Below are 18,394 nucleotides of genomic sequence, written 5' to 3' on the forward strand. Positions count from 1 at the left end.
GCTGAATTCCTCCCATATATTTCGAACTATCTTTCGTTAATTTGTTCACATTTCCTTTCCATTCTAAAGGATTTCTTTTTTATTTTCAATACTCATTTCAACAACTTTAATGTTATTTTCTCCATATTTTGTAGTTAAACTGCTTAGGATCTCCGGATTAATTCTGATATTCCTGGCCGGAGGCAGCCGTTTTACCGCTTTGGGATTCTCTACATAGACCACCACCCGGTCCTGTCCGTCGGAATCCCGCAGTGTATCATACAGATCCTGTTCCCCCGCTCGGAAGGCATCCAGATCGGGAAATTTCACCCAAAGCTCTCTGGGTATGGTATCAAACGGGATAATCTTCTCGCAGATCAGCTTACTTGCTTTTTCTTCCTCCGCCGAAATACGTCCTAAGACGAAAACTTTGCTGTCCTCTATGAGTATTGAGCTATATTTTTCATAATCCCTGGGAAAGATAATAACCTCCACTGTGCCCACCAGATCCTCGATCTGGATAAAAGCCATCATGGTATTCGTCCTGGTAGGCTTTACCGTTTTACCGGTAATCATACCGCCGATAATCGCTTTCGCGCCGTCCCTCACTTTGGCTGCGCCGGATTCCTCATCGGGCAGGAAATCCGTAGTAACCTGGGTAATGTTCTTTCTCCACTTCTCTTCATATTCTTCCAAGGGATGGCCGCTAATATACACGCCCAGCACTTCCTTCTCAAATCCCAGCTTCATTTCCTTGGAATATTCACCCACATCCGGCAGCTGAATCTCAAAAGCCTGTTTGTCTTCCTCCTCTACCAGATCAAACAGGGACATCTGGCCGGTCATAGAATATTTCCGTTCCTGATTGACACTGTCCAGCACCTGCACATAGATCATCATAAACTGCTTTCTGGTGCCGCCCAGGCTGTCCAGCGCGCCTGCTTTTATCAGATTTTCGATCACTCTTTTGTTCATGTCCTTTTCGGCCATCCTGGTCAAAAACTCCTTCAGGTTCGCGAAGGGCCCGCTCTGTTCCCGCTCCTCCACCAACGCGTCGATAATCGGACGGCCCACGTTCTTGATTGCAGACAGCGCATATCGGATCTTACCATTTGAAACGGAGAAATGCGTCTCCCCCGCGTTCACGTCCGGCGGCAGAATCTGGATATTCATCTGGCGGCAGGTCAGGATATACTCCGACACCTTACCTGGATTATCGATAACGGACGTCATCAGGGCCGCCATGAATTCCACCGGATAATAATATTTCAGATACGCGGTCTGATAAGCCACCACCGCGTATGCGGCCGCATGGGACTTGTTAAATGCATATTTTGCAAAATCGATCATATCGTCAAATATTTTATTGGCCGTTTTCTCCTCAATCCCGCGGTTGATACAGCCGGGAACTCCTTCTTCCTCATTTCCGTAGACGAAGTTTTTGCGCTCCTTCTCCATGACCGCCACTTTTTTCTTGGACATGGCCCGGCGCACCAGATCGCTGCGCCCCAGCGTATAGCCCGCCAGCTTCTGAACGATCTGCATAACCTGCTCCTGGTAGACGATACAGCCGTAAGTGGGTTCCAGAATGGATTCCAGCTCCGGGCAGTCGTAGGTGATACTCTCCGGCGAATTCTTTCCTTTAATATAGAGGGGGATGAAGTCCATTGGCCCGGGACGGTACAGGGAAATACCTGCGATAATGTCCTCCAGGCTCTTGGGCTTAAGTTCTTTCATAAAGCTCTTCATCCCGCCGCTTTCCAACTGGAACACTCCGTCTGTTTTACCTGTCCCCAGGGAGGCCAGCACATCCGGATCATTGTAATCTATTTTTTCCATATCTAATGGAAGATGATGGCCCTTTTCCACCATATTCACCGCGTTCTGGATCACTGTCAGGGTCCGCAGTCCGAGGAAGTCCATCTTCAGAAGCCCCAGTTCCTCCAGAGTCGTCATGGTAAACTGTGTGGTAATCGAACCGTCAGCCGCCCTGGACAGCGGTACATATTCATCCACCGACTTCTGGCTGATCACCACGCCGGCCGCATGCATGGAAGTATGGCGCGGCAGCCCCTCAAGCCTCTTGGACATATCGATCAGGCTGCGCACCTGATCATCATCCTGATACATCTTGCGCAGCTCCGGATTCATCTTCAGCGCCTTATCTATCGTAATTCCCAGTTCCATCGGGATCGCTTTGGCGATGGTATCACACAGGGCATAGGGCAGGTCCATGACCCGGCCCACATCCCGGATCACACCCCGGGCCGCCATGGTACCAAAGGTAACGATCTGCACCACCCGGTCCTTCCCGTATTTCCTGGTCACATAATCAATGACCTCCTGTCTGCGTTCAAAACAGAAGTCAATATCAATATCCGGCATGGAAACCCGTTCCGGATTCAGAAACCGTTCGAACAGAAGATTGTAGCGGATCGGATCAATATTCGTGATCTCCAGGCAATAGGACACGATACTGCCAGCCGCGCTCCCGCGCCCCGGCCCCACCATAATGTCATTTCTCTTCGCATAATTAATAAAGTCCCAAACAATCAGGAAATAATCCACATACCCCATGGTTTTGATGGTATCCAGCTCATATTCCAGTCTCTTTTTCAGGGTCCCGTCGTCGTCGGGATATCTCCTGGCAAAGCCGTCGAAGCACAGTTTATTCAGGTATTCCCATGAGGTAAATCCTTCCGGCACATCATATTTCGGCAGCTTCGTAACACCGAATTCAATCTCCACATTACAGCGCTTTGCGATCTTATGGGTATTCTCAAGCGCCTGTTTGGCATAGGGGAACAGCGCTTCCATCTCTTCCACAGACTTCACATAATACTGACCGCCCTCATAGCGCATTCTGTCCTCATCCGCCAGCTTCTTCGCAGTCTGGATGCACAATAAAATATCGTGAGGCTTTTCATCTTCCGCGTATGTATAATGCACATCATTTGTAGCGACCAGTTCGATCCCCAGTTCCTGGCTCATACGGACCAGCTGCTGATTCACCGTCTTCTGAGCCGGAATCCCATGATCCTGAAGTTCCAGGAAAAAGTTTCCTTTTCCAAAAGTATCTTCATATTTTGATGCGGTCTTTTTCGCTTCCTCGTACAGACCTTTCTGAATATACCGCTGCACCTCACCGGCCAGGCACGCGCTCAGCGCGATAATCCCTTCGTGGTACTCCCGCAGCACCTCCATGTCCACCCGGGGCCTGTAATAAAATCCTTCCACATACCCTTTGGAAACAATCTTCATCAGGTTGCTGTAGCCCTGATTATTCTCAGCCAGCAAAACGAGATGATAATACCGGTCATCCCCTCCGGTGGTCTCCTTATCAAATCTTGAATTCGGGGCCACATAGACCTCACATCCCAGAATCGGCTTGATCCCAGCTTCTCTCGCCGCCCGGTAAAATTCGATCACTCCATACATCGCCCCATGGTCCGTGATCGCCGCGCTGTCCATTCCCAGCTCCTTTACCCGGGCCACATATTCTTTTATCTTATTCGAACCGTCCAGCAGACTATACTCCGTATGGACGTGTAAATGCGTAAACTCCATAAGGCACCTCACTTTCTATTTCAGATTATAACATACTCAACTATGTTCGCCAATCGACATTTTTCTTGTTGGGGGAGATTGACTTTGGTCCGGTGTGGAATGGGCGGGTCTGCGGCGTGCGCTCCTTTGGAGGCTGGGGGTGCCGGCTCTCATTCTGGCGGGCGGGAGGCCTTGCGTTCGTTCCGGCACTTAAGGCTGTTACCCGGGGAAATCTAAATGGAATCCGGCCGGGCTGTTATGGGTTCGTGGCTTATTCACCGCGAATGCCTGATGCATTCACGGTTCAGAAGCCACCGACAGACTGCAGGGAACGCAGTCTGTCGCCCATAACAGCCCGGCCGGATTCCATTAAGATTTCACACGGGCGCCTTATGTGCCGGAACGAACGCAAGGCCTCCCGCCCGCCAGAATGAGAGCCGGCACCCCCAGCCTCCAAAGGAGCGCACGCCGCAGACCCGTCCATTCCACACCTGCTTTTGTGAAGGCTGATTGTATATAAATTTATGGGTATTTTTTGGGGGGATCATTCAGCTATTATTGACGATGACAGATAATGTGAATTATGATATATTTTAACATAAGGAATAACCGTGTTGCAGGGTGGTGTTGGCCCTTTGGGATGTTTATATTGGCGTTACTGACATTTATTTACATGATATGTTGATAGCTTAACATAGAAAAACCACCCCTAAACTTTGACCGGTTGACGGGTGGAATTTCTATCTAATATAACAGGCCAACCCAACTTGTGGGCGGTTATTCCTCTTATCTATAATATAGCATTACTCGTGCTTATATTCAAGGTTTTTATCTTTCAATACTCTCTGTCTCAGTAATCAACAACACCAGGTAAATTCTATTTATACCAAGGGAGGGAAGCGGCTGGGCCTTTTGAAAGCGGGAGGCACCTCTCGTGGGTTCAAATGACTTGAAGCCGGCCCTTAACTATCACAGCACCAAATCTCCCGTAACAATAAACCCGATCCATTGAGCCACATTCGTAGCGTGGTCGGCCATACGCTCTACGTATTTGATGATCATCAGATAGTCCGCATACTGCCGGATCTGACTGGGATTATGCTTCATCGCAGTACAGAGTTCATCCTTGATTTTTTCAAAATAATCATCCACGACATCATCGTGTTTCACTACTTCAACCGCTTTTTGTTCGTCTTCTTCAACGAAGCTGTCGATGGTCTGTTTTACCATGTATTTCATTTCCCTGATCATCTCTTCGATATGGTCGGGCATGGGGATCTCAGGACCGTCGGCGATACTTAAGATATATTCGGAGATATCACTGCAGTGGTCCGCGATCCGCTCCAGGTCGGATATGATGCGCATAAAGGAAGTGATTCTGCGCAGGTCTGTGGCGACCGGCTGCTGTTTTGCCACAATGTGGATGCACTGCTGCTCGATGCTTCGTTCCAGATCATCGGCAAAATCATCTTTCTCGATAATTTCCCGGGCCAGATCTTTGTCCATGTTTTGCAAAGCGGTTACCATATCGTCAATGGAGTTTTCCAGAAATGTCCCCATTCTGATGACGTCATTATTTAAATCTTTTAATTCTTCCAAATATACTACTCTTGTGGTCATGTCTGTTCTCTCCTATCAACCGAAACGTCCGGTAATATAGTTTTCTGTTTCCTTTTCCCTGGGATTGTTGAAGATTTGCCGGGTTTCTCCATATTCGATGACATCCCCCAACAGGAAAAACGCCGTCATGTCGGAGACACGGCTGGCCTGCTGCATGTTGTGGGTTACAACCGCTACCGTGTATTTTTCTTTTAATTCTACCATCAGATCTTCGATCTTTAATGTGGATATGGGATCCAGGGCAGAGGTGGGTTCATCCATGAGCAGAATCTCCGGCTCTACGGCCAGGGCTCTCGCTATACACAGACGCTGCTGCTGGCCTCCTGAGAGCCCTAACGCTGACTTTTTCAGCCGGTCTTTTACTTCGTCAAATATAGCTGCGCCCCGCAGGCTTCTTTCCACTATTTCGTCCAGTTCTGTCTTGGATTTGATTCCATGAATCCTGGGACCGTACGCGATATTGTCATAGATACTCATGGGAAAAGGATTCGGCTGCTGGAATACCATTCCTACTTTTTTTCTCAGTAGTGTGGTATCTACTTTGCTGTCATAGATATTTTCACCGTCCAAAAGGACCTCTCCCTCTATCCTCACACCGTCTACCAGATCGTTCATACGGTTCAGAGTTTTCAGGAATGTGGATTTGCCGCATCCGCTGGGGCCTATAAACGCAGTGATGGCGTTGGCGCTGATGTCCATATCAATATCTTTCAGGGCATGATTCTGCCCGTAATATAAATTTAATTTGTGTATACTGATCTTCGTGTTCTCCATACTTTCCTCCAGGTGCCGCATTTAACGCGACTATATTCAGGCACTCTTATTTCCGGCTGTTAACATCGAAACGTTTTGACAGATATTTTGTCAGTATATTGATGCCCAGTACGATTATAAGAAGTACCAGCGCGATTCCGAAGGCCTCCCCATACTGTGCGTTGCTCATGCACAGATACAGCTGGATGGTCAGCGTCCCTCCGGATTCTGTGATTTTTCCCAGCCACTCTCCTGCCTTGGGCAGCAGAAAACTACTCCCAGCGGTAAATAATAACGCCGCGGACTCACCTACGATTCTTCCGATCGCCAGGATAATGCCGGTTACGATCCCCGGCATGGAGGAGGGAAGGAGTATGGTCCGAATCATATACCATTTTGTGGCGCCGATTCCCAGGGAACCGCTCCGGTAGGATTCCGGTACAGTCTTTAACGCCTCCTGGGTATTTCTGGTGATCAGCGGCAATACCATAATGGTCAGTGTCAGTGCCCCGGTCAGAATGGAGTAGCCTAATTTCAGGGTAGTGCCGAAAAACACCATGCCGAAAAGACCGAATATAATAGAAGGGATACCGGATAAGGTTTCCGTCGTGAATTCGATCAGTCTTACGATCCGGCCGGGTTTTGCATATTCATTCAAGTAAACCGCAGAGCCCACCCCGATCGGGGTGGCGATCAGCAGTGTGATTATGATAATATACAGCGTGTTTACAATATTCCCCGCGATACCAAAGGTCCCCTGGGTCGGGCTCTGTACCGTGGTCAGGAATTTCCAGTTGATCTGACCGATCCCTTTGACAAATACATATCCCACGATTCCGACCAGCAGAAGAATGGACACGGAAGCACACATATAGATAATTCCTGTTAGAATGTAGTCTGACATTCGTACGCGTTTTCTGCAGATACTGTTACTCACGTTCACACGCTCCCTTCTTTAATATTTTGGTCAGAGCGATGTTGATCAGCATGATAAATGCGAACAGTACCAGACCGATGGTAAACAGTACCTGCCGATGCTCCCCGGCGGCATAGCCCATCTCCGCCACGATCGCCGTAGTCAGAAAACGTACGGAGTTAAAGGGCAGAGGGAAGTTTACCGAACTGCCGGATACCAGCGTGATCGCCATGGCTTCCCCGATCGCCCTGCCGACTCCCAGTACAATCGCCGTTATAATGCCCGATTTTGCCGTGGGCAGAATCACTTTAAAAATGGTCTGAATCCTGGACGCTCCCATGGCGAGGGACGCCGCCTTTAAGTGGTCCGGCACGGACCGCAGAGCGGATTCACTGATATTGATCACCGTGGGCAGAATCATGACCGCCAGAACCAGCACTGCGGATAACAGATTCGCTCCCCCAGTAAACTGGTGGGTCTCGGAGCCCTTAAAGAGAGCCAGTTCCCATTTATACATCAGAGGATTCAGAATCAGTATGCCCAGCAGCCCATAGATCACGGAAGGGATTCCAGCCAGCAGTTCTACCGCAGGTTTGACGATCGCTGCCAGCCTCTTCGGCGCTACTTCCGCCAGAAATACCGCTGTCATCACACCGATGGGAACCCCCAGCAGGATCGCCATAGCCGTTCCCAGAATCGAAGTCAGAATGATATAAAGAATCCCAAACTTGGGATCTGACGCCGTAGGGGCCCACTCGGATCCGAACAGGATATCGGTGAGTCCGATCTTATGCAGAGCCGGTGTACCATTCATAATCATATATAAAGTGATGGAAAAAACAGCCAGCACAGCGAAGAATGCGCAGATGGTAAATACCACCTGTGCAATCTTTTCTATCGTTTTTTTTGTTTTATAGCTTCCGATAATGGAAAAGCTACCCGTTTTTTGTTCTGCCATATTTCCTCCAGAGTCGCATTTACTGCGACTCAATTCAGGTATGCGCTCTGCGCGTTCCTCCAGAGTCGCATTTACTGCGACTCAATTCAGGTATGCACTCTGTGCGTTCCTCCAGAGTCGCATTTACTGCGACATTGATTTCTCGAACTTAATCGACGGAAATCAGTCCAACAGATTCAACTAACGCTTTTCCTTCATCTGATTTCAGGTATTCAAACAGGGACTGTACCAGCGGGCTCTGATCTGCCACCGCACCCTTGGTAGCCATTACGAAAGGTCTGCTCAGGAAATAGCTGCCGTCTTTGATTGTCTCTACCGTAGGTTCTACCCCGTCCAGTGCCACTGCTTTCACCTTGTCATCCAGTACATCCAGGGAAATATATCCGATGGCCCCGGGGGTGGAAGCCACTTTGGCCACTACTGCGCCTGTGCTGTCCAGCTCATTGGAGTAAGCACATTTTTCTTCAATACCCAGAATTTCTTCAAATGCACCTCTGGTACCGGATCCTGCTTCTCTGCCCACTACTACGATCGGCTGATCAGCACCGCCCACGTCTTTCCAGTTTTTGACCGCTCCTGTGTACACATCACTTAACTGCTGCTTGGTCAATCCGGTGACCGTATTAGCCGGATCCACAACCACAGCGATTCCGTCGATGGCTACGATGTTCTCTTGTGCTCCTGCGGTTTTTTCCTCATCCTTCAGATTTCTGGAAGAGTTACCTATGTCTACGGTACCGGCCAGGGCTGCCTCAATACCGGCGGATGATCCCGTGAATTCAGGGGTAATGGTTACATTGGGATGCGCTTTATTAAAAGCCTCCGCCAGAGCATTCGCAAATTTTTCCATAGAGGTGGAGCCTGACATGGTGATCGTTCCGGAAAGTTCATCTCCGGCTGCTCCCGACTGTGTGGCGTTAGCGTCTGCCGGTGCGGTCTGGGCGGTGGCCGCCGGAGCCTCGGTTGCTGTGTCCGGTGTGGCAGCTGCCTGTCCGGCATCGTTCGCTGCGGGTTCAGATCCGCAGGCTGTTAATCCGATCATCATGATTCCTGTCAATAAAGCCGCAATTGTCTTTTTCATTACACATATCCTCCTCAAGATATTGTTTGTCTAATTTGTTTTATTTTTGTTCTCTACGGTATCTAAATTTAATCGCTTCCTATTAAGTCCGTATTTTCCTTATGTAAATTTTATGTAAAATCGGTTTTGTTAGCACTCTATCCTGTCGAGTGCTAAATTTCACACTTTTATCACATTTATAACACAATTTATACACAATTCGGAGTTACTATATAATCGTAAAGAAAAAACAGTTATGTAAACTCTTTAGCAAGCAGTTTACAACATCATAAAAGGAGGAATTCATATGTTAAACTTAATGCCTTTTAGCCGCAGAGAAGATAATTTATTCAATTATCTGGACAATCTGGAGAAGAATTTCTTCGGAGATATGGACCAGAACCTTTCCCAGTTCCGTACCGATATTATCGATGACGGTGATCACTATACAATGAAAGCGGATCTTCCGGGCTTTACGAAAGAAGATATCCACATCGACTTAAACGACAATACACTGACGATCCATGCGGAACACAACGAAGAAAACGAAACGAAAAAAGACAACTATGTAAGACGGGAGCGCAGATACGGCTCCTTCTCCAGAAGCTTCGATGTTACGAATATTAACACCTCCGACATTGACGCTACCTATGCCAATGGTGTTCTGGAGCTGAAGCTGCCCAAACTGGAAGCGGTTGTGCCCGAACCCCGGAAAATAGAAGTAAAATAATTCCATCTTCTTTTCATTAGACAGCCTGGCCGGAGCCAAACCGGTCAGGCTGATTTTTATTATAGAATGTACCTGGATCCCTTCTTTTTATAGCCTCCTTTTAAAATGAATTGAAAAAATATTCGCACCTGCTATAATAGAACTAACATCTAAAAATAGGATAAGGGGATTCACTATGAAAATACGTAAAATAACGGCTGTTCTATTGTCAAGTCTGGTCGTGACACTGGGTTTAACCTCATGTGGCAGTACCTCTAAGTCAGAAACTCCTACCAGCGTGATCGTCTGGCACTATTATAATGGAGCTCAACAGCAGATTTTTGATGAACTGGTACAGGAATTTAATGAAACGGTCGGCGCGGAGCAGAAAATTGTGGTGGACTCCCAGAATCAGGGAACTATCTCCGAATTGACGGATAAGGTATTAAAAGCGATCCACGGGGAGATCGGCGCAGATGAGGTGCCCGATGTATTTGCGGCTTATGCAGATACGGCCTATGAGATTGACCAGCTGGATATGGCGGCAGACCTTTCTTCGTATTTGTCGCAGGAAGAGATGGATCAATATGTCGCTTCTTATCTGGAAGAAGGACGGTTCAGCGACGATGGGGATCTCAAAATCTTCCCGGTGGCCAAATCGACAGAATTGCTCATGTTAAATAATACCGCATGGCAGGAGTTCAGCAGTGCGGTTGGAATCGATACAACTTTACTGAGTACCTGGGAAGGCATTGCCAGGGCTTCGGAGGAATATTATAAATGGACAGATGCCCAGACGCCGGATGTGCCGGATGACGGGAAAGTCTTCTTTGGCCGTGATGCGTTCGCCAATTACATCATCATAGGCAGTAAGCAGCTGGGGACTGAATTGTTCCAGGTTTCCGGAGGTAAAGTGAATCTTCAGGTCAATGCGGAAGTGATGCGGAAATTGTGGGATAACTTTTATGTTCCTTATATTAATGGCTATTACGGCGCTTACGGACGTTTTCGCAGCGATGATATGAAAACCGGAGATCTGGTGGCTATGGTATGCGCGTCCAGCGGCGCCACCTATTTTCCTACCGAAGTTACTTCCTCGGACGGCACCTCCTATCCGATCGAAGGCAGCGTATATCCATTGCCTAATTTTGAAGGAACCGATAACGCTATGGCGGTCCAGCAGGGAGCCGGTATGGTAGTGACCAAATCCGACGAGGCAAGGGAAAAAGCCGCCGTCACATTTTTAAAATGGTTTACCGCTCCGGAACAGAATGTCCGGTTTGCCATGAGTTCCGGTTACCTCCCCGTCACCTACGAAGGCAATAGCCAGTCTGCCATCGATCAGGCTATCTCGGACAGTGAACAGCCGGTCTCCGATATCGTCCGGTCCAGCCTGGACATTGGAGTATCCATGACACAGAATTACACCTTCTATACCAGCAAGGCGTTCAAGAATGGCTTTGACGCCAGGAATATCGTAGAGCATTCCATGATGGATCAGGCTAACGCGGACTTAGAACAGATACGGAATCTGATGAGCCAGGGTACCTCCCGCGCGGACGCAGTGGCCCAGTATAATACTGATGAGAATTTCCAAAACTGGCTTAATTCCTTTGAAACGGCTATCAACCAGGCTATCAACAAATAATGCACGCCTTAAATTCAACAGCAAAGGGGGATGTCTGAATGAAGCAAAACACCCACAAAAAACAGGGTCACACGATTTTCAGTCAGCTGATCCTCCTGTTAGTGGCCGTGCTGTTGATTCAATTAGGAATTTATTTTGTGGTTTTTCTGGGTGGAAATATTCTGGGAGAAACCAGGGCCAACGCATTTGATATTTTAAATGAAAAGACTTCCGGAAGAAAAGTATATCTGGAAAACGAGATGATACAGCGCTGGTCCAAAACTGAGGCCTGCGCAGGCGAAGTGGGCAAGATCATCCGCAGCGAGGCGCAGCAGAACGGCATTATGGAAGAGGGAGTCCTAACAGATTCCGAACTGTGTCAGACCATCCTGACCCAGTCAGCCACGCACATCATCAGTATGCTCCGCGGCAACTCGGTGACAGGGGCATTTCTGATTCTGAACGCTCCCACGGAGGACGGGGATCTCACCTCCTATCCCGGTTTCTATGTCCGGGACTATGATCCGGCCACCTATTCGAACTCCAATGCCGATCTGTTGCTGGAGAGAGGCCTGCCGGCCATCGCCCAGTCGATGAATATCCCTATGGACAGCTTCTGGAGTTCGTCCTTCACCTTCGGCGACCCAACGGCTGATAATGCCCGTTTCTTCTATGCCCCCCTGGAGGCCGCCGAGGATGTGCCTGTCGAAAACCGGGACAGCCGGTATTTTGCCTTCTGGAGCAGCGCGTTTAACATGTCGGAAATGGACCGCAAAATTATCACCTATTCCATTCCTCTGCTCTCCGAACAGGGAGAGGTACTGGCGATTCTGGGTGTGGATATCACCCTGGATTATCTGGCCAGCCAGTTGAAATACGACGAACTGGCCTCAGACAAAGCCGGCGCTTATTTACTGGGAATCACCCGTGATGACGGCCTTACTTATGAGCCTGTAGTATCCAGCGGTCCTGTCTATCAGGCATATTTCAGCACTCCGGCGGCCATAACAACCATACCCTATGATTATAACAATATAGTGAAACTTGATGCGAGATCCAAGACGGATCTGACCATTTATGCCTCTGTGCAGCCCCTAAAGCTGTATGATGTAAATACGCCGTTTGTCAAAAACCAGTGGGTTCTGATCGGTATGCTGGATGACAGTAATCTGCTGTCCTTCTCCTACCGGGTTCAGGGGCTTTTCCTGGCCGCCCTGCTGCTGGCATTTGTCATCGGTATGGTGATGATCTTTATCGCTGCCAAAGCTACTACCTCACCGATCACCAATCTGATCGAAGATCTGCGGCAGAGCGATCCAACGAAACCCATACGTCTAAATCGTGTGAAGTTAAACGAGATCGACACGCTCACCACGGTTATCGAGGATCTGAGCAGCCGCGCGGCGGAAGCCGCTGCCCGGACTTCCAAGATTATCAACATGGCCAATCTTCCTGTGGGCGTTTATGAGTATTATGAAAAAGAAGAGCTGGTATTCTGCAGCCGCACGCTGTTTCTGGTACTGGGCTGGGAGGATGTGCCTGTAAATGATACTTATATCCTTCTGTCTGAATTCCGCAAGCGAATGGAACTCACCCTTGCCAATCCTTATGATGCCGATAAGGATATTTATCATCTGCAGAAACAGGATTCGGACGTCTATGTACGTCTGTTCTACAAAACAGAAGGGGAACTATTCTTAGGGGCTTTCATGGACGTTACCCGGAATATCAAGGCTCAGCAGCAGCTGGCCTATGAGCGTGACTATGACATACTGACCAATATCTATAACCGCCGTGCCCTGGACGGGCGCATAGAAACACTGTTCCGGGATCATAAAGATGAACTTAAAGTGGCTGCTCTTATCATGTTTGATCTGGATAACTTAAAGTTTGTCAACGACTCCTATGGCCATGATTCCGGGGATCGTTACATTAAAACATTTGCTGATCACTTAACCTGTTTCCTCAAATATAAAAACGCTTTAATCGGCCGTCGTTCCGGCGATGAGTTTAATGTCTTTCTCTATGGCTATGAGACAAAGAAAGAGATCAAGGCCTGCATCGACGAAGCCTGGTCCGTTCTGTCTGAGACCTATATCGATATGCCGGACGGCGTTACGTTAAGAGTCCGGGCATCCGGCGGAATGGCGTGGTATCCGGATGACTCCGACAACTATTCGGAACTGCTCCGTCTGTCCGACTTTGCCATGTATCACATTAAGCATACGGTAAAAGGCATGATCTATGAATTCGAAGCGGAATCCTACAAGGAAAAATCCATTCTGATCTGGGGACAGGATGACTTAAACCGTTTCCTGGAGAACCGGCTGGTGCGTTATGCCTTCCAGCCGATCATATCCGCTGTCACCGGAGAGGTGTACGGGTATGAAATGCTGATGCGCCCGCTGATCGAACAGCTGTCAAACCTGGAGACCTTATTCCGGCTGGCAAAATCCCAGTCCAAGCTCTATCAGATGGAACAGCTCACATGGTTTGAAGCCCTGGAAGCCTTCAACCATCAGATAAGGCTCGGAAAAATCGGCAGTGAGGAACATATTTTCATCAATTCCATCGGCAATCAGATCCTTACGCCAACTGATCTGGATTATCTCACGAACCAGTATCATAATCTGCTGCCCCGCATCATCATGGAGTTGACCGAGAGTGAAGAGTTCGGCTCCGACAATATCCACGCGAAGCAGAAGATCGTCAGCCAATGGGGCGCACAGATCGCCATCGATGACTTTGGCACAGGATTCAACAGTGAAACTGTGCTCATCCACGTGAGCCCTGACCTGGTGAAGGTGGATATCTCCATCATCCACGATATCGACCACGACGATGACCGCCATGCTCTTCTGACGAATCTAATCTCCTATGCCAAAGACCGGGACATCAAAGTCTTGGCAGAGGGCGTGGAGACGAAGGCAGAGCTTCTGACCCTCATAGAATGTGGTGTGGATTATCTGCAGGGCTTCTACATCGCGAAGGCTGATTTTGATATTCCGCAGATCCCGGAGCAGGTAATCCGTGAGATCCGCGAGGCATCCGGCCTTCTTTAGGCCGTTTCCATCGTTCCTTCACTAAGCATCTGTACCGATGCCTGTCAATAAGGCAGCGTCACGGTAAATATCGTCCCTTCGTTAGGCTTACTGGTGACCTGAATATTTCCGTTATACATCTCTACGATATGTTTTACGATCGAGAGTCCAAGGCCGGTCCCGCCCTGTTTGCGGGAACGGCCTTTGTCTATCCGGTAAAAACGTTCAAAAATCCTGGGGAGTGCCTCTTCCTTGATACCGATCCCGGTATCGGAAACCTCCAGATGCAGTTCATGGTCACTGCTGTAACAAGAGATCTGAACCTGACCCACTTCTGTATTTTTGATCGCGTTATCCACCAGATTGATCAGCAGCTGCTTGATCCGGTTCCGATTACAGGGGTAAGGCTTTACATAGGCCTGTGGATGGAAGATCAGCTGGGTATGCTCACTGCTCTTAGGTTCCAGCAGTTCGATTACTTCTCCGATCACTTGATTAACCTCACAGAATTCGATTTGATAGTCATTTTTTGATTCAATCTCCGAGAGCAGCAGGATATCCTGAATCAGATGATAGAGACGCTCCGATTCGATGTCGATGATATCCAGGAATTTCATGGCGATCTTTTCATTATGGATGGCCCCGTTTTTCAGTGTATCCACAAATCCCCGGATGGAGGTCAGCGGCGTTTTCAGTTCATGGGTCACATTGGAGACAAAATCGCTGCGCATATTTTCCAGCTTTTTGATCTCTGTGATATCCTCGATAATCAGCAAAACGCCCAGGTTCTTATCCTCCAGTTCGTGCAGCGGCGTTCCCATCACACGGATATATCGGTCCTGCCCGTTGCTGATCCTACCCTCCTGCACAAAGCTGTCCCCTCTTTTGCGCACTTTGTCCACCACATCAAAAATCAGCGAATTTCGGATCACACTGTAAAGAGCTTGTCCTGTCAGGTTCCGTGTACCGCTCCCCGTGAGTTTCACCAGGCCGTCGTTATAGAACAGGATTGTATTGAGATCATCGATGGCGGCTACCGCGCTGTCCATACTGCACAGCATAGCCTCCAGTTCCCGGTTCCGACGTTCCAGGCGGTCCACGTGTATCCGAAGTGTCTGGGACATCTCATTGAACGTATAGGCCAGGCGGCCGATCTCCCCATTCTGGCGGGTATGGATCTTCCCTCCGTAATTTCCATCGGCGATTTCTTCCGCCGCTTTTGTCACCTCATCCAGCGGACGGATCAGATACCGGCTGAAGCAGTCCGCCATGAGCAGGGCAACGATACAGATAAATACCAGCGCGGCCAGCACGGTCTGAAGCAGTTCAGCCGTCAGGCTGTTCAGCTCGGCCATAGGCACGGATACCCGCAATACTCCCTGGAATCCCGGCGTGGTGACGGGTACGGCGGTGTAGAAAGTCTGTATCTGCATGGTTTCGGAATACCGCCTGGCACTGGCGGTCACGCCTTTCAGCGCCTCCTGCACCTCTTCCCGGTTGTCATGATTATCCAGGCTCCCCAGAGCCTGCGAGTCCGCAGCCACAGTACCGTCCTGCTGAATCAGCGTGATCCGGACCCCGTATTCCCTGCCATAGGTATCCACGAATTCCTGATAGTCCATATGATCATATTCTTCCTGGACGGAAAAGATCTCCGCCAGCATCCGGGCCTGGCTCTCGTACTGCACAGCGCTCTGGTCATCGATAAAATTATATCCCTTGAACCAAAATACCCCGACAGCAGCGGTCAGGGTTACAACGATCAGTATCAGATATGTGATAAATATTTTTCGTCTCATACGCTCTCCCGGGCGAATTTATATCCGACGCCCCGCACGGTTATAATATATTGCGGATGATTATCATCCTTCTCGATCTTCTTTCTCAGATTCCTGATATGGACATCCACCGTCCGGGTCTCGCCCAGATAGTCATATCCCCATATTTTTTCAAGAAGCATATCTCTTGAAAGTACCCGCCCACGGTTGCGGACCAGCAGGTACAGAAGCTCGAACTCTTTCAGCGACAGCTCCACGGGCTTCCCGTCAACGGAAACCACCCGGCTGCTCTTATTGATCACGATATGATCCACCACCAGCACTTCTTCCTCCTGGGAGGACCGGTCCAGCGCTCCGCCGCTTCTTCTTAAAACCGCCTTAATTCTGGCCAGCAGTTCATGTACGCCAAACGGTTTTCCCAGATAATCGTCCGCCCCCAGCTCCAGGCCGACCACTTTGCTGATCTCATCGCTCTTGGCCGTCAGCATAATAACCGGTAGCTTCCGTCTTACCGGATCACTTCGAATCTGCTTCAGCACCTCGATTCCGTCGATTCCTGGCAGCATCAGATCCAGCAATACCAGATCCACCTTTTCCCTGTTCAGCACTTCCAGCGCCTCTTCCCCAGTCTCCGCTTTCCGCACTTCATATCCGCCGGCCTCCAGGTTATATGCGATTAATTCCAGGATATGTTCTTCATCATCTACTGCCAGGATCGTTTTCATTGTCGCACCTGCCCCCGTTCATTTTCTATGCTGTTTCTATTACTGTACCGTTTCTAATTTCATTTCTGTTGTTAAACCATATCACTCAGTTGTAAAATTTTCATAGTCCTTATGTTAAATCTATGTTAAGTCCCGGGATTTTCTACAGCAGCGGGGATAACAGCCGGCAGAACTGCTCCTTGAAGCGGATCAGCAGAGAACGGCTGGCATACACATACGGTGTGACATGTGTACACCGCTTCAGATCATTCAGGAATATCTGCTCCAGCTTATAGGCCGTATCCTGGTTGTAAATCGTAGCGTTCACCTCAAAGTTCAGCTTAAAGCTGCGGATATCCATATTGGCCGTTCCCACACAGCTGACCAGCCCGTCTACCGTCAGGGTTTTGGCATGCAGGAAACCGTCGTCATAGGTATAGCATTTGGCTCCGGCCTCCAGCAGATCTTCGATATAAGAATACGTACACCAGTATACAAACGGATGATCCGGTTTGCAGGGGATCATAACCCGCACGTCCACCCCGGACGACGCAGCGATCTTCAGAGCGTCCAGCACCGATTCATCCGGTATAAAATAGGGGGTCTGGATATAGATATGGTTCTGGGCCATATGGATCAGCCTCAGGTAATTATCCCTGACATTGGGCACTTTGGAATCAGGGCCGCTGGATATAATCTGAATCGCGTTCCTGCCCTTTACCATATCCTCCTGCTCCACAAAATATTTATCCTGAACGAACAGATTTTGTTTGGTGGCATAATTCCAATCCAGAATAAAACGAATATGGAGTGAGAGAACTGCCGAGCCGCTGATTTTTAAATGGGTATCCCGCCAGTAGCCGAACTTCTTCTGATTCAGCCCCAGATACTCCCGGCCAATATTAAACCCTCCGACAAACGCAGACTTCCCATCTATAATAATAATCTTCCTGTGATTCCGGTAGTTCAGACGCATCTGAAATTTCTTCAGAACAGCGGGAAAGAACTCTCCCGTAATGATCCCTTTGGAGCGGATCCGCTTCCAGTCCGAAGCCTTCATAGACCTGCATCCCATACTGTCGTAAAGGATTCTTACCTCGACCCCTTCTTTCACCTTCTGTTCCAGCAGATCCTCGATGGGCTTCCACATCTCATCGTTCTTAATAATATAATATTGTAGATGGACATAATGCCTGGCTTTTTTTATCTCCTCCAGCACCGCCTTTAACTTATCATTTCCATCCGTGTAAATAGAAACCTCATTATCTGTGGTATATACCGCATGGGAAGCTTCCAGATTATACAGGATCAGGTTCGAAAAACGGCTCATCTCCTCATTTTCCGGTTCAAACTCATTTTTATATATCGTTTCTTCCTGCTTTCGGATCGCATAGTTCATCTCGTCTTCGATTTCTTTCATCTTGAACATATGCTTTTTATGCAGATCTTGTCCCAGAACCAGGTAAAGTAGGAAACCCAGTATCGGTATAAAATATAACACCAGAAGCCATGCCCAGACCGTCATCGGTTCACGCCGCTGGAAAAACACAATCAAGATAGCCAGGATAATATTAATATAAATGAGATTACTCATAATCCAGTCCCAGCCTGTAACAACATAACCCCACGCTGTCTCTAGCATAGTGGAATCCTCCTTTTCGTATATGATACCACAAACATTCTTTTTTGTAGATGTTTTTTTC

At 48.6% G+C, this 18,394-nt stretch carries 12 protein-coding genes; 3 read left to right on the forward strand and 9 right to left on the reverse strand.

The features are described 5' to 3' along the window. Positions 1–63 precede the first annotated feature (63 nt). From KTH90_RS05090 to KTH90_RS05115, 6 genes are all read right to left on the reverse strand, one after another. Positions 64–3,546, reverse strand: coding sequence for a DNA polymerase III subunit alpha (locus KTH90_RS05090; protein ID WP_158350892.1), 3,483 nt, complete (start codon positions 3,544–3,546; stop codon positions 64–66). Positions 3,547–4,494: 948 nt separating this feature from the next. Next, complete coding sequence (phoU, locus tag KTH90_RS05095) at positions 4,495–5,145, reverse strand: phosphate signaling complex protein PhoU (protein ID WP_158350890.1); 651 nt, start codon at positions 5,143–5,145, stop codon at positions 4,495–4,497. A 15-nt stretch (positions 5,146–5,160) separates the two neighbouring features. Further along, the gene (gene pstB / locus KTH90_RS05100; protein ID WP_158350888.1) at positions 5,161–5,919 is read right to left on the reverse strand and encodes a phosphate ABC transporter ATP-binding protein PstB; all 759 of its coding nucleotides are present in this window, start codon (positions 5,917–5,919) and stop codon (positions 5,161–5,163) included. A gap of 46 nt (positions 5,920–5,965) precedes the next feature. Next, positions 5,966–6,802 carry a phosphate ABC transporter permease PstA gene (gene pstA, locus KTH90_RS05105; RefSeq protein ID WP_158351011.1) on the reverse strand — a complete coding sequence of 279 codons (837 nt, stop codon included), beginning with the start codon at positions 6,800–6,802 and terminating at the stop codon, positions 5,966–5,968. A 25-nt stretch (positions 6,803–6,827) separates the two neighbouring features. Next, positions 6,828–7,772 carry a phosphate ABC transporter permease subunit PstC gene (pstC, locus tag KTH90_RS05110; RefSeq protein ID WP_158350887.1) on the reverse strand — a complete coding sequence of 315 codons (945 nt, stop codon included), beginning with the start codon at positions 7,770–7,772 and terminating at the stop codon, positions 6,828–6,830. Between the two features lie 148 nt (positions 7,773–7,920). Beyond that, the gene (locus KTH90_RS05115; protein WP_158350885.1) at positions 7,921–8,853 is read right to left on the reverse strand and encodes a phosphate ABC transporter substrate-binding protein; all 933 of its coding nucleotides are present in this window, start codon (positions 8,851–8,853) and stop codon (positions 7,921–7,923) included. A gap of 286 nt (positions 8,854–9,139) precedes the next feature. Between KTH90_RS05115 and KTH90_RS05120 the strand changes: the two genes are divergently transcribed. The 3 genes from KTH90_RS05120 (at position 9,140) to KTH90_RS05130 (ending at position 14,230) form a co-directional block, all read left to right on the forward strand. Further along, on the forward strand, positions 9,140–9,562 hold the full coding sequence (locus KTH90_RS05120) for an Hsp20/alpha crystallin family protein (RefSeq protein ID WP_238726374.1): 423 nt from the start codon (positions 9,140–9,142) through the stop codon (positions 9,560–9,562). Positions 9,563–9,737: 175 nt separating this feature from the next. After that, positions 9,738–11,189: an extracellular solute-binding protein gene (locus tag KTH90_RS05125; RefSeq protein WP_158350881.1), complete on the forward strand. Its 1,452-nt coding sequence runs from the start codon at positions 9,738–9,740 to the stop codon at positions 11,187–11,189. A 38-nt stretch (positions 11,190–11,227) separates the two neighbouring features. Next, positions 11,228–14,230 carry an EAL domain-containing protein gene (locus tag KTH90_RS05130; RefSeq protein ID WP_238726375.1) on the forward strand — a complete coding sequence of 1,001 codons (3,003 nt, stop codon included), beginning with the start codon at positions 11,228–11,230 and terminating at the stop codon, positions 14,228–14,230. 44 nt (positions 14,231–14,274) lie between these two features. Here KTH90_RS05130 and KTH90_RS05135 read toward each other — a convergent pair whose 3' ends face one another. The 3 genes from KTH90_RS05135 to cls all read right to left on the reverse strand — a co-directional run bounded on the left by KTH90_RS05135 (position 14,275) and on the right by cls (position 18,333). Continuing rightward, positions 14,275–16,008: a HAMP domain-containing sensor histidine kinase gene (locus KTH90_RS05135; protein WP_158350878.1), complete on the reverse strand. Its 1,734-nt coding sequence runs from the start codon at positions 16,006–16,008 to the stop codon at positions 14,275–14,277. Continuing rightward, complete coding sequence (locus KTH90_RS05140) at positions 16,005–16,712, reverse strand: winged helix-turn-helix domain-containing protein (protein WP_158350877.1); 708 nt, start codon at positions 16,710–16,712, stop codon at positions 16,005–16,007. The genes KTH90_RS05135 and KTH90_RS05140 overlap by 4 nt, the downstream gene beginning before the upstream one ends. 142 nt (positions 16,713–16,854) lie before the next feature. Next, positions 16,855–18,333 carry a cardiolipin synthase gene (gene cls, locus KTH90_RS05145; protein WP_158350876.1) on the reverse strand — a complete coding sequence of 493 codons (1,479 nt, stop codon included), beginning with the start codon at positions 18,331–18,333 and terminating at the stop codon, positions 16,855–16,857. Positions 18,334–18,394 lie beyond the last annotated feature (61 nt).

Source organism: Diplocloster modestus (genome assembly GCF_019042245.1).
GTDB classification, from domain to species: domain Bacteria; phylum Bacillota; class Clostridia; order Lachnospirales; family Lachnospiraceae; genus Diplocloster; species Diplocloster modestus.

What these genes read in the sequence shown, in the direction of transcription:
- KTH90_RS05090 (WP_158350892.1), bottom strand. Translation starts at nt 3,546, where the DNA reads ATGGAGTTTACGCATTTACACGTCCATACGGAGTATAGTCTGCTGGAC.
- phoU (WP_158350890.1), bottom strand. Translation starts at nt 5,145, where the DNA reads ATGACCACAAGAGTAGTATATTTGGAAGAATTAAAAGATTTAAATAAT.
- pstB (WP_158350888.1), bottom strand. Translation starts at nt 5,919, where the DNA reads ATGGAGAACACGAAGATCAGTATACACAAATTAAATTTATATTACGGG.
- pstA (WP_158351011.1), bottom strand. Translation starts at nt 6,802, where the DNA reads ATGTCAGACTACATTCTAACAGGAATTATCTATATGTGTGCTTCCGTG.
- pstC (WP_158350887.1), bottom strand. Translation starts at nt 7,772, where the DNA reads ATGGCAGAACAAAAAACGGGTAGCTTTTCCATTATCGGAAGCTATAAA.
- KTH90_RS05115 (WP_158350885.1), bottom strand. Translation starts at nt 8,853, where the DNA reads ATGAAAAAGACAATTGCGGCTTTATTGACAGGAATCATGATGATCGGA.
- KTH90_RS05120 (WP_238726374.1), top strand. Translation starts at nt 9,140, where the DNA reads ATGTTAAACTTAATGCCTTTTAGCCGCAGAGAAGATAATTTATTCAAT.
- KTH90_RS05125 (WP_158350881.1), top strand. Translation starts at nt 9,738, where the DNA reads ATGAAAATACGTAAAATAACGGCTGTTCTATTGTCAAGTCTGGTCGTG.
- KTH90_RS05130 (WP_238726375.1), top strand. Translation starts at nt 11,228, where the DNA reads ATGAAGCAAAACACCCACAAAAAACAGGGTCACACGATTTTCAGTCAG.
- KTH90_RS05135 (WP_158350878.1), bottom strand. Translation starts at nt 16,008, where the DNA reads ATGAGACGAAAAATATTTATCACATATCTGATACTGATCGTTGTAACC.
- KTH90_RS05140 (WP_158350877.1), bottom strand. Translation starts at nt 16,712, where the DNA reads ATGAAAACGATCCTGGCAGTAGATGATGAAGAACATATCCTGGAATTA.
- cls (WP_158350876.1), bottom strand. Translation starts at nt 18,333, where the DNA reads ATGCTAGAGACAGCGTGGGGTTATGTTGTTACAGGCTGGGACTGGATT.